Annotated in this window: 9 protein-coding genes and 1 riboswitch; of the genes, 2 read left to right on the forward strand and 7 right to left on the reverse strand. The window is 28.7% G+C overall.

Translation table 11 applies throughout. The features are described 5' to 3' along the window. Positions 1-156: 156 nt before the first annotated feature. From helD to Q0F58_RS13645, 6 genes are all read right to left on the reverse strand, one after another. The gene (gene helD / locus Q0F58_RS13620) at positions 157-2,313 is read right to left on the reverse strand and encodes an RNA polymerase recycling motor HelD (RefSeq protein WP_294377520.1); all 2,157 of its coding nucleotides are present in this window, start codon (positions 2,311-2,313) and stop codon (positions 157-159) included. 130 nt (positions 2,314-2,443) lie between these two features. Continuing rightward, positions 2,444-4,657 carry an ATP-dependent zinc metalloprotease FtsH gene (ftsH, locus tag Q0F58_RS13625; RefSeq protein ID WP_294377522.1) on the reverse strand — a complete coding sequence of 738 codons (2,214 nt, stop codon included), beginning with the start codon at positions 4,655-4,657 and terminating at the stop codon, positions 2,444-2,446. Positions 4,658-4,684: 27 nt separating this feature from the next. Further along, positions 4,685-4,903 (reverse strand): DUF3006 domain-containing protein, encoded by a 219-nt coding sequence (locus Q0F58_RS13630; RefSeq protein WP_294377524.1) that lies wholly within the window; start codon positions 4,901-4,903, stop codon positions 4,685-4,687. Between the two features lie 234 nt (positions 4,904-5,137). Then, positions 5,138-5,659, reverse strand: coding sequence for a signal peptidase I (gene lepB, locus Q0F58_RS13635; protein ID WP_294377527.1), 522 nt, complete (start codon positions 5,657-5,659; stop codon positions 5,138-5,140). Positions 5,660-6,065: 406 nt separating this feature from the next. Further along, complete coding sequence (gene lysA / locus Q0F58_RS13640) at positions 6,066-7,361, reverse strand: diaminopimelate decarboxylase (RefSeq protein ID WP_294377529.1); 1,296 nt, start codon at positions 7,359-7,361, stop codon at positions 6,066-6,068. A gap of 238 nt (positions 7,362-7,599) precedes the next feature. Then, positions 7,600-7,766: riboswitch (Lysine riboswitch) on the reverse strand. Positions 7,767-7,863: 97 nt separating this feature from the next. Then, the gene (locus Q0F58_RS13645; RefSeq protein ID WP_294377531.1) at positions 7,864-8,541 is read right to left on the reverse strand and encodes a hydrolase; all 678 of its coding nucleotides are present in this window, start codon (positions 8,539-8,541) and stop codon (positions 7,864-7,866) included. A 604-nt stretch (positions 8,542-9,145) separates the two neighbouring features. On the opposite strand from Q0F58_RS13645, the gene Q0F58_RS13650 reads away from it, so the two are divergent. Both Q0F58_RS13650 and Q0F58_RS13655 read left to right on the forward strand, forming a co-directional pair. Next, positions 9,146-9,877 (forward strand): HAAS signaling domain-containing protein, encoded by a 732-nt coding sequence (locus tag Q0F58_RS13650; protein ID WP_294377534.1) that lies wholly within the window; start codon positions 9,146-9,148, stop codon positions 9,875-9,877. A 12-nt stretch (positions 9,878-9,889) separates the two neighbouring features. After that, positions 9,890-10,816 (forward strand): DUF4097 family beta strand repeat-containing protein, encoded by a 927-nt coding sequence (locus tag Q0F58_RS13655; RefSeq protein ID WP_294377536.1) that lies wholly within the window; start codon positions 9,890-9,892, stop codon positions 10,814-10,816. 87 nt (positions 10,817-10,903) lie between these two features. Here Q0F58_RS13655 and Q0F58_RS13660 read toward each other — a convergent pair whose 3' ends face one another. Continuing rightward, positions 10,904-12,181, reverse strand: a complete 1,278-nt coding sequence (locus tag Q0F58_RS13660) for a methyl-accepting chemotaxis protein (protein ID WP_294377538.1) — start codon at positions 12,179-12,181, stop codon at positions 10,904-10,906. Positions 12,182-12,395 lie beyond the last annotated feature (214 nt).

Here is a 12,395-nt window from a genome sequence, read left to right on the forward strand (position 1 = left end):
TTTAATTGACAATGTATAATTGATAATTTGCAATGCATAATGAAAGCTTTAATTTTATACATATTGAATAGATTTTATTTTTCATTGCATCATTTATGAATACAAAATAATAAACGCCTAAAAAATTTAGACGTCTATTATTTTCGCATTTTTTATTTAATTCTTCTTTATTATTGAAAGTCTATGAAGAGCTCTTGTGCACATTATATATTTTACCAAAGGCTGAACATCCTCATCTTCAACAACTATAACACCATCAAATTCCAATCCTTTTGCAAGATATGCAGGAATAAGAACTCTTCCACCCTTATAAAGAATTTCTTCATTGTCAATTTTCTGTATTCCCATCTTTTCTTTTAAAAGAGGAGCAAATTCTTCAAGATCATTAGTACTATTGAATATTACTGCTATATTTTCATATCCATCTTCTTCATAATCTTCAATAAGAGATGAAATTGTTTCTATACAATCTTCTTTAGCATCATATTCTTCTTCAATAACAGGCTCTCCTTTTCTCACTAAAGGTACAATACGTTCTTCATTTAAGAATTTATTAGCATACTCCATAATTTCCTGAGTAGATCTGTAACTTTTACTCAAGTCATAATGCTTTATTTCAGTCTTTATATCTGCAAAAATTTCATCAAGGTGAAGCATTGCTGGTTCATCTTCTGTAGATATAAGTCTTTGATTAGAATCACCTACTATAGTATAGCTTTTGCATTGTGTCATTTCTTTAATTATTTTAAACTGCATATAACTATAATCTTGTGCTTCATCAATTACTATATGCTTGATTTCATTTTTAACCTTAGCACCATCAAGCTTAACCATAAGATACAATATTCCTGATAAATCCATATATCCAAGCTTTAATTCATTTTCAATATATTCTTCTGATTCTAATGGCTTATTAATATCTTCATTATTTATTATTCTCTTGTATATATCAGTTATAGGCTCAAATTTAAGCCACTTATCTAAATCATTTCTTGAATTTATAACTTCTCGTACAATTTCTCTTATCTTGATTCTTCTCAAAAATTCTATATTGTTCTTTTCAATATCAGCTTCGTCTTCAGAAAGGTTCTCCATTTTCTTCTTTAATTCAGCATTCATCGCATAAACAGCTTCGTCTCTTTTATCTTTAATTTTAGATGTGAGTATTCTTCTTATCTTCTCACTTCTTCTAAATAAAGGCATATCTTTGTAATACACATCAAACAATTCCTTTATTTCATCAACCGAAACTATTTCTTTACCATTAAACTCAACAGGTTTTATTTTAAAATACTCTTTTTTAAGCTGTTCAATTTTAGAATCAAGAATTTGTACAAATTTCTTTGAACTCTTATATTTATATTCTTCTAATGCTTCAACATTATTATTCATAGCATCTTCAATATATTTTCCAAAGCTTTTTATATCTGCATTTTCTAAATTAAGTTCTTTTTTAGCAAAGTTTTCAAAAGTGGTCTGCTTTATCCCTCCGCTTTCACCTAAAGTAGGAAGAACCTGTGCTATATAATCCATAAATATATCATTAGGCCCAAAAATAAGCACTTTATCTCCAAACTGTTTTCTGAAATTATAAAGAAGATATGAAATTCTATGTAACGCTATTGTAGTTTTTCCTGATCCAGCAACACCATTGACAATGACTATTTTATTTCTATCTTCTCTTATTATTTCATCCTGTTCTTTTTGAATAGTCATTACAATATCTTTAAGTTTTTCTGATGAATTACTTGTTAGGACCATCTGTAAGATTTCATCCTTAACATCAAGAGCTGAATCAAATACTCCTTTAAGTTCTCCTTTTTTGATTATAAGCTGCTTTCTTGATAATATATCAGCCTTTATTTCTCCTGAAGGTGGATTGTAGCTTGATGGACCTACTGTACCTTTATAAAACAGTGATGCTATAGGTGCTCTCCAGTCTACTATTAAAGGTTCATATGCATCTTCCAATGTCAATCCATATCTTCCTATGTATATATCTTCTGGCAGACTATCTTCCTCTTTAAATGTCACCTTTCCAAAATATGGCGATTCCTTAAGTTTAGTAAACTCCATAAGTCTTTTATCTATTGTTTTATATGCTTCTTCCTTAACATAATTTTCATGATCAAAATAATCTATTACTTGATCTTCATCATCTTTATATTCTTCAATATATTTCTGCCTTGCTTCAAGTATCTGTCCTGTAACTACTTTTCTTCTCTCTAAATATTTTAAAACTTCATCATGAAGTATTCCTTGTACTTCTTCAAGTTTATTTTCTTCCATTAAGAAATCTATTTGTCTGCTCATTTTTACAACTCCTTCATTTTTCTAATATACTGCTGTAATAAAGCTGTTTTAAATTAAGGCAGAGAAATGACTTAATCAAATGATTAAGTCATTTCCAAATCACAAACCTATTAAATACTAAAACAATATTTTATATAGTATCATTATTTTTTATTTCATCTTGAACTTCAGTATTTTCTGAAGCTTTAATCTCTCCATCTGAAGCTTCACCTGATGTCTGTAGCTTTTCAGATTCAGAAGCTTCATTTTCATTTGACACCTCAGAGTTCTTTACTGATCCATTAGGAATTTCTTCTTCTTCATAAATTTTCTTATCAGCATTTTCTAAATCTGAACTCTTTTCTAGGGATATTTCTGAAACTTCATTTTTCTTATCAGACTTAAATTCCCTGTCAAACTCTTTTTCAAGTTCTGCTTCTAAAGCGTGTCTTTTAGCTCTTCTTTCTTCTACTTCCTTAAGTCTCTTTTCTTTTTCTATTTTCTGCTTTTCAGCTTCTTCTCTCTTTTCAGGATACTCTTCATAAATTAATTCCATGAATTCATCACCAAAAATATTTTCTTTTTCTATAAGAACTGCTGAAATCTTATCTAAAAGAACCATGTTTTCTCTTATAATTTTTCTAGCTTCTTTATGGGCTTCTTTTATTATTTTCAATGCTTCTTCATCTAAAATTGCAGATGTTTCTTCACTACAATTTCTTACTGATCTTCCATCAAGATATTTATTCTGAATAGATTCTAAAGCCATCATGTCAAATCTATCGCTCATACCATACATAGAGACCATAGATCTTGCCATCTGAGTAGCTCTCTCTATATCATTAGCAGCTCCACTTGTAATAAGGTTGAATTTTTCTTCTTCTGCTGCTCTTCCTCCAACAAGAATCTTTATTTCGTTCATGATTTCATCCTTAGTGTTAAGGAACTTTTCTTCTTCATCTTCTATCTGCATAGTGTATCCAAGAGATCCTTTCATTCTTGGCACTATAGTAATTTTATGAACTGGCTTTGTATTTTTAAGCATAGCAGATACAAGTGCATGACCTACCTCATGATATGATACTATTTCTCTTTCTCTTTCAGAAAGTATAGCATCTTTCTTTTCCTTACCTGCTATTATAACTTCAACAGCTTCTCTTAAATCTTCCTGAAGAACAACTTTTCTTCTTCTTCTTACTGCTCTTAAAGCTGCTTCATTTATTATGTTTGCAAGATCTGCTCCTACAGCTCCTGGAGTACTTCTTGCTATTTCTGTCAAATCAACATCATCACCTAAGACTATGTTCTTAGCATGAACTTTAAGTATAGCTTCTCTTCCCTTAAATTCAGGTCTGTCAACTATAACTCTTCTGTCAAATCTTCCTGGTCTTAAAAGTGCCTTATCAAGTACTTCTGGTCTGTTAGTTGCACCTAAAATTACTACTCCTTTAGATGAATCAAATCCATCCATTTCAGATAATAACTGATTTAATGTCTGTTCTCTTTCATCATTGCTCTGCATCTGATTATCTCTGCTCTTACCTATAGCATCAATTTCATCTATGAATACTATACATGGAGCTTTTGCTACTGCATCCTTGAATAATTCTCTTACTCTTGATGCACCAACACCAACAAACATTTCAACAAAGCTTGAACCTGATAAAGAGAAAAATGGAACTTTTGCTTCACCAGCAACAGCCTTTGCAATAAGTGTTTTACCTGTTCCAGGAGGTCCAACAAGAAGAACACCCTTAGGAAGCTTTGCACCTATTTCTGTATATTTTTCAGGACAGTTAAGAAAATCTATTACTTCTTTTAAAGATTCCTTTGCTTCTTCCTGACCTGCAACATCATCAAATGTAACTTTAATTTCACTTTCTGTGTAAATCTTAGCATTGTTTTTTCCAATGCTCATGACGCCGCCACCGCCGCCTATTTTAGAAAACAGGAATTTCCACATAAGAAAGAAAAATGCAATTGGAATTACCCAGCTCATGAGTATATTTAAAATTGGACTCTCAGTTGGATTTTTACCTGTAAAATCTACATTTGCAGCTTGAAGCTTATCAATCAATGTATCATCAGTAATATTAGCTGTATATAAAGTTTTTCCTTTATATTCTTCATTATCTGCGCTTGGTGTTATCAATAAATTATCACTAGTAATGACCACCTTGGAAATTTCTTTTTCTTCTAACAACTGCAAGAATTGATTATATGTAATCTCTTTAGTTGTACTCTTATCTTTTGCAACATTAAATGCCATAATAAAGGCAAATGCAATTAAAAAATAAGTAATGACAATAGTATATGACTTATTTTTATTTTTTTTGCCATTATTTTTTTGATTATTATCCTGCATTTAATCACCATTCCCTTCTACTGTAAGTTACTTCCACATGTCTTTTGTCATGCGTTCTATCTCTTCTTTTCGTTTTTTCGTTAACTCACTATTTACTTTAAAGAAATCTCCTTCTCTTTCAAGAACATCCCCTTCTTTAAAACTCCCCACTATATTGTCTTTTAATATATTAACCATTTTTTCATCTTCAGCTTCTACCACAACAAAATCCCCTTCAATTCTGTCAATAATAAAATTACTGTTCATATTAAAAACCCTCTTTTATCAATTAATTTAATTTGGTTTATATAACTGCCCATGACAATTACATTTAAATCAATTAATATTATAATTATCTTCTAAATTAATCTCTTATGCAAGTAAAATCTCATTATAATATGCAATATATAATTGACAATTCACAATAAATGATGAAATTTTTGCAAGATTTTTTTAATTAAAGTACATTTATAATGCTATCCAAAACAATTATTATTATACTTACCTTACTACTCCAAAATCCTTTATTGGATAATATCTTACCTGAGCTTTTCCTTGAACATGATCTTTATCTATATATGGATTTTCCCAATATCTCGCATCATAAGAAACAGCTCTATTATCTCCTAAGAAAAACAGCTTTCCTTCTGGAACATCAAATATTCCATTATAGTTCTCATTATTTTTAACATAACTCTCATCTATCTCTTTACCATTTACTTTAACTACTCCATCTGTGATTTCAATATGATCTCCTGGAAGTCCTATTACCCTTTTTATTAAAGTTTCATTAAGCTCATCTGAAGTAAATACAAGTATGTCGCCTCTTTTTATATTGTCTTTATTCCATATTCTTGTAACTATAAGTTTATCATCTATATTTAATGTAGGAATCATAGATCCACTTGGTATATAAACATTTATAAAAATAAACTTATTAAGTGCAAATGCAATAGCAATTGCGCATATTATAGGAACAATCCAATCCTTAAAAAAGTTTCCCTTTTTCACTTCGTTTTCCATAAAAATTCAACCTCCTCATTTTTATCTAAATTTTGTTATTTTAAATATACATCTTCAATAAATAAATCATTCAGTCAAATTCTATATACTTCTATTGAAAATACTAAATATTAGATTTCAGTTGAAAATATATATTCTTAGAATATTTTATCTGTTTTATTAAAAATACACTAATTAGTATACCATAATTTATATTATAAAATATTTATAACTTATTAATTTTTTTACACAAAAAGATATGCACTAGTCAAATTGACTAGTGCATATCAGTCTTTATATATTTATAATCTTGGGAAAGAATATTAATAAAAAGCTTATTTAAAAAATATAATCAATTTATAAATGTATCATATTTACATTTATCATTTCTATATTATATACAGAATTTTTTAATTTATTCATAATTCTATAAAATATCATTTCTGATTATATCTTCGTATGTTTCTCTCTTACAAACGAGTCTAGCTTGTCCATCCTTAACCATAACAACAGCTGGTTTTGGTATTCTGTTATAATTATTAGACATTGAATAACCATAAGCTCCTGTTGTAAGTACAGCAAGTGTATCACCACTGTATACTCCTGGAAGTTCAACATTTTCTAATAATATATCTCCAGATTCACAACATTTTCCTGCCACTGTAACAGTCTGTGTTTTATCTCCTTCAACTCTGTTTGCTATAACGCATTCATACTCTGCATTATAAAGTGCTGGTCTAATGTTATCAGTCATTCCTCCATTAACGGCCGCATAAGTTCTTACGCCAGGAATTTCCTTAACACTTCCTATTGTATAAAGGGTTGTCCCAGAATTAGCCACAATGCTTCTTCCTGGTTCAATGGTAAGAATTGGTCTTTCCTGACCTGTCCTTTTACAAACCTCATCAACTTTATTAACTATTGTTTCACAATACTCTTTAGTTGTCCTTGGTTTGTCCCCTTTACTATAGTATATACCAAAACCACCACCAAAATCTACTTCTTTTATAAAATAATCGTAATTTTTTTCAATTTTTTTTATTAAATCAAGCATAAATTCCACTGCATCTTCATATGGTTCTAATTCAAAAATCTGTGAACCTATATGACAATGAATTCCAGCAAGGTTGATATTTTCAAGTTGTATAGCCTTTTCAACTGCATCTTCAATGACTGTACCTACTGGTGCAAATCCAAATTTAGAATCTATCTGCCCTGTTTTAATATAATCATGAGTATGAGCATCTATTCCTGGAGTTATTCTCAAATATATATTTTGAACCTTTCCATATGACTTAGCTATTTTATTTAAAGCTTCCATTTCATAATGATTATCCACAACAAAATTTCCAACTCCAAGCTTAACTCCAAGCTCTATTTCATCTAATGTCTTATTATTTCCATGAAACATAACTCTTTCTAGTGGAAATCCTGCTTTATATGCAGTATATAATTCTCCTCCAGAAACAACATCTAAGGACATATTTTCTTCTTTTAACAATTTACATATCTGAACTGTAAGAAATGCCTTCCCTGCAAATGCTACTCTGTTACTATTTTCTTCACATTTAAAATACTTTCTATAATCCTTGCAGTAATTTCTTATTAATTCTTCATCAAATACATATAAAGGACTTCCATATTCCTTTATTAAATCTACTGCCTTTACTCCTCCAATACTTAATTGGTTATCTTCAACCTTCATCGATCCAAATAATTTCATCTTTGTTCCCCCCAAAACTTTTCAACTGACAATGCAGAATTGACAATTGACATTATATATGTAGTGCTTTTTGCTTATTTTGAAATAAAATCTTTTATAAATGTCTTTTTTAATTTCAAAAAAAAGAGTCACAGATATATGTCTGTGACGAGTGGCAGAGCTGATACTAATTAATTCTTTCTACACAACATTTCTCAGCACATTATTTTATAAAAAATACATCTGCCAATTAAAAGATATGCCTTGTAGCTCAACACTTTCGTGACAGTGATCCACATATTATATGAATCCCCAGAAGCAGGCTTTAGCTTGACTTACTTCTTCGGCCATAGCACCTTTCAATATAACTCACAGTCTGCCAGACTCATTATATTTACTATTTACCACAGCACCTCTACCCCAGGTCATTTATATTACCATATTATTCAACTATTACAAATATGATACCACATTTTAAAGTTAATTCAATACCTTTTAAATTATTAAAATATTAAATTTAAAATTATCTTGATCTATACACATCCATCAAATCGCCCATTATGCTTGCAGATGTAGGTGGTGTAAACGTTATTGCATTTGCTCCAGCCTCAATAGTTTCTTTTATTGTTTCATCTGTTGGACCTCCTGTTGCTATTATAGGAAACTCTGGATACATTTTTCTTATGTTTCTTACAATCTTAGCTGTATTTTTTCCACCAGATACATTAAGTATTGTTGCTCCACTTTCTATTCTCTTTTTAATGTCCTCATCTTCTGAAATTACTGTGACTATAACAGGAATATCAATAGTATCTCTTATTTTCTCAATTATTTCATTACTTGTTGGTGCATTGACTACAACCCCCATAGCCCCTTTAAATTCTGCATCAAGAGCTAAATTTACAACTCTTTTGCCTTGAGTAGTTCCTCCACCTACACCACAAAAAACAGGAACATCTGCTGTTGATACTAAAGCCTGAGTTATTATTGGCTGTGGTGTAAAAGGGTATACTGCTATAATAGCATCTGCATCTGAATTTTTTATTATTGCAACATCAGTACTAAATAATAAAGATTTTATCCTTTTCCCAAAAATTTTTATTCCACTGCACTCCCTTATTATTTGGGGAACTTCTACAACACGCTTTCTCAACGCACCTGTTATTTCTGGTATAAACTTACTTTTTTTATTAGTATTCATTCAATACCCCCTCCAATTTCTGTAACTAAATTATTTTACTAGTCAATCTAATCATATTATATCATTTATTACAAATAAATTTATAATTATTATAAATTATCCACATTATCCACAGCCCTTATCCACATACCTGTTAATTTAATCGAAAAAATATAATCTGCTTTCAATTGTCATATCATTTATATTTTATGTTCTTTTATTGATATGTTAATAGATTTTTTTATATATTACTATTTTTATTGTTGAAATATATACTTTTTTACCCATAGAAATCTCTTATCTCAAGAGTTATCCACAGGTAAACTAATGTTATTCACAAAATTTACATGCTTCAAATCATTGATATAATGCCATTCGTAATTATTTGACAAAAAGTTATTAACATTTTTATCCACAACATCTATGATATGGATAAAAATGATATTTTTATTTTTTAATTTTTTCTTAACAAACACTGAAGTTACTTTTAAACAACTTAATAAATAATTAAATTGACTCTCTATATATTGTTTTGTTCAAATTATTATCATATACTAAAAAACGAAGATTATAGAAAATTATTCAATAAATAAATTTAAAAATAAGTTACTATGGAGGTTTTAAGATGACTCAGCATGAATTTTTTGATATTCTCATGGATGAACTTAAAGAGCTGCCCGAATTAAAACTTCAAGAAATAATATCTTTTTATGAAAATAAAATTTTATCTGAAACTTCTTTAGGAAAAAGTGAAGATGAAATTATAGAAAGTTTTGGCAATCCTCATTTAATCGGTCTTAAATATAAAAATAATGAATTTAATAATGAAGCATTTAACTATCAAAAAGACGTATGCTCTCCTATAAATTCAAATAATAACACATTAGATATAAATAGTATAAATAATTTAAATAATCAACAAAACAATATAACTTATATACAACCAATTACTGTAACAGATGAAAACACTTCAGAATTCAAAAAACATGAAGAAAATAGTATATATTCTTCTCCTTATGTTAACAAGATTCTAAAAATATGCATTTTAATATTAGGTCTTATAATATTTTCTCCAATATTCACAAGTATTGCAGGAATGCTTATGGGACTTTTGGGCATTGCTTTGAGCATATTGTTTGGAAGTATAGGATTGCTTATAGGAGGAACATTTACAAGCCTTGTAAATTCACCTGAGATCCCTCAGTTTATTGCTAATTTCCCATATCCAGTGCTAATATTATTTTCTCTTGGTTCTATTTGTATATCTATACTTTTGGGAATTATATTTTACTATTCATGTAAGTTTTTCTTAAAATTATTTCTAAGGCTCTTTAGATTTTTCAAATCCAAAGTCTAAAGGAGGATTTTTATGAGCAGAAAATTTATTCCAATTAAAATGAAAATTTTTATTCTAATTTTAATTATTTTATCTATTGTATTTTATGCTTCAGGATGCATTCTACTTGTTCAAAGCAATTACAATCTTTCAGATTATTCTGATGAATTTAATTTTAATGAAGATTCCTTTAAATTCAATTTTAATGATACTTTTTTAAATTTCACTAATTCATATTCTTCTTATGATTATGATATTAATAACACGATATCAGAAATAGATTTCAATATGAGTTCACAAAATTTAAAGTTCATAACTTCAAAGAACAACACTTTAAATATAAAAATAAATAGTTTTTCATCATCATCTTCCAAATTAAATTTAATTACAAACAATAATAGAATGACTTTCTCCTCTACTGCGGATATTTCTGATGATGCTGAAATAATTGTAAATATGCCTTCTGATTGTCTGAATAAAATAACTCTAAAAATTACTACAAGCAGTGGTGACATTGATATAAAAGGACTTTCAGCAAATGCAGTAAATGCTTCAAGCGCCAGTGGCGATGTTTACTTTGACAAATGTAATGTAAATTATCTATCTTGTTCATCTTCAAGTGGTGATATTTATTTAAACTCTATAAATTCATATATGGAAACAAACTTATCATCTCTATCAGGTTCAATAAGTGGTGATGGAAATTTCTCTGTACTTACTTCAAAAACATCTTCAGGCGATATGGATATAAGTATAAATAATAAGCTTGATAATACATTTTTGGCTTCTTCTTCTGGCGATATAAGCTTAATAATTCCTTCTGAATGCGACTACAATACAAATTTCAGCACCTTATCAGGAGAATTAACCAGTTCCAAAAATACCTTAAAAAATGGTGATATGTCTAAAACAATCAATGTAAATACTTCTAGTGGTAACTTATGTATAGATTTAATATAAAAAGATCTTTGTTATCCATAACCTGTTCAAAAATATAATTTCCTAGAAAAAAAGCTATTGGCTGCAATAAAACCAATAGCTTTTTCATTATCCAATTACAAATTTATTTACTATATCATTTAATTTTTTAGAGTCTTGTACACTCTTTTCCACTGAATCAAGAACTTTTTTCATAGAAGCATTAACATTCCCTATATTATTCTTTATATTATTTGTACTTACTACTGTTTCTTCTGAATTTTTAGCTGTATTAGATATTGCTGAATTTACTTGTTCAATTGAAGATGTAACAGTTTCTGACATATTTGATAATTGATTAGACATTGAATGTACAAATTCTCCATCCTTACTATACTGTTCTCCTATTTCACCATATTCATTTAAATTTTCTCTTACATTATTATCAATAAACTTTAATACTTCACTGCTGTTTTTTGAAAGATTTTCAAATGCTGTTTTAACTTTTTCAATTGTATCCTGTATTGTTCCAACTGATGACGAAGATTCTTCTGCAAGTTTCCTTATTTCTTCTGCAACTACTGCAAATCCTTTTCCTGATTCACCTGCCCTTGCAGCTTCAATGGCTGCATTTAAAGCAAGGAGGTTTGTCTGTTCTGAAATGCCAGCTATAGCTTGTGCCATAACTTTAATTTCTTCAACAACTTTTGATTCTTCAATTGCTTCTTTTATACATTCTTCTTTTTCATGATATATGTTTTTAGTATTGCTTATAGCATGTTTACTACTTTTTAACACTGATTGTGCTCTCTCTTTTATTTTTTCTGAATTATCATTTCCACTTTCAGCTTTTTCTGATAATTCTTGCATGCTGGCTGATATCTCCTGAATAGAAGCATATATTTCTTCTACTGTGCCGCTATTTTCTTCTGCTGTTATATTTATTTTTTCTATATCTTTTTCTGTTCCTTCTAAATTCTTACTTAATTCATTTATTATTGTTGATAACTTTTCATTCAACAAAAGTACATTTTTTGTATTATCTATGCATAATTTTATAATTTCTCTCAAATTGTGTTGAGCCATATTTAAAGACTCTCCAATTGCCCCAAATTCATCATTAATGACTATCTTAACATCCTGCGAAATATCAAAGTTGCTTATTCTGTCAGCCAATTCCTTTATCCTTCCTAAAGGTTTTAGTATGCTTATTGTTGTAAATAATATCAATCCTCCTCCAATTACAATTGCAACACCTATTGATATTATTGTTACTGATTTGCTTGTTTTTAATCCAACACCTATAATGATTCCATTAATTATCATAGCCATATAAACTAAGAATAATCTTACTCTGACAGTCTTGAAAAAATTAATATTGCTTCTCTCTTTTTCATTTAATTCCATATAATTTCCTCCTTATTTGCATAGATATGTTCCAACATACAATGCAATGTATATTGTTTGTTGGATGATGAAATTTTTACAAAATTTCTTTAATTTTATTTATAAAATTATATATAACAAAATATATGCAATATTTTCTGCTACTTAAAATGTAATCAAATATAAACATTTTAAGAATATTACTGTTTCAATGTATCTGCTTTTGCTATTAAAG

Source organism: uncultured Clostridium sp. (genome assembly GCF_934754915.1).
Taxonomy (GTDB): domain Bacteria; phylum Bacillota; class Clostridia; order Clostridiales; family Clostridiaceae; genus Clostridium.

What these genes read in the sequence shown, in the direction of transcription:
- Q0F58_RS13630 (WP_294377524.1), bottom strand. Translation starts at nt 4,903, where the DNA reads ATGAACAGTAATTTTATTATTGACAGAATTGAAGGGGATTTTGTTGTG.
- Q0F58_RS13660 (WP_294377538.1), bottom strand. Translation starts at nt 12,181, where the DNA reads ATGGAATTAAATGAAAAAGAGAGAAGCAATATTAATTTTTTCAAGACT.
- ftsH (WP_294377522.1), bottom strand. Translation starts at nt 4,657, where the DNA reads ATGCAGGATAATAATCAAAAAAATAATGGCAAAAAAAATAAAAATAAG.
- helD (WP_294377520.1), bottom strand. Translation starts at nt 2,313, where the DNA reads ATGAGCAGACAAATAGATTTCTTAATGGAAGAAAATAAACTTGAAGAA.
- lysA (WP_294377529.1), bottom strand. Translation starts at nt 7,361, where the DNA reads ATGAAATTATTTGGATCGATGAAGGTTGAAGATAACCAATTAAGTATT.
- Q0F58_RS13650 (WP_294377534.1), top strand. Translation starts at nt 9,146, where the DNA reads ATGACTCAGCATGAATTTTTTGATATTCTCATGGATGAACTTAAAGAG.
- Q0F58_RS13645 (WP_294377531.1), bottom strand. Translation starts at nt 8,541, where the DNA reads ATGAATACTAATAAAAAAAGTAAGTTTATACCAGAAATAACAGGTGCG.
- Q0F58_RS13655 (WP_294377536.1), top strand. Translation starts at nt 9,890, where the DNA reads ATGAGCAGAAAATTTATTCCAATTAAAATGAAAATTTTTATTCTAATT.
- lepB (WP_294377527.1), bottom strand. Translation starts at nt 5,659, where the DNA reads ATGGAAAACGAAGTGAAAAAGGGAAACTTTTTTAAGGATTGGATTGTT.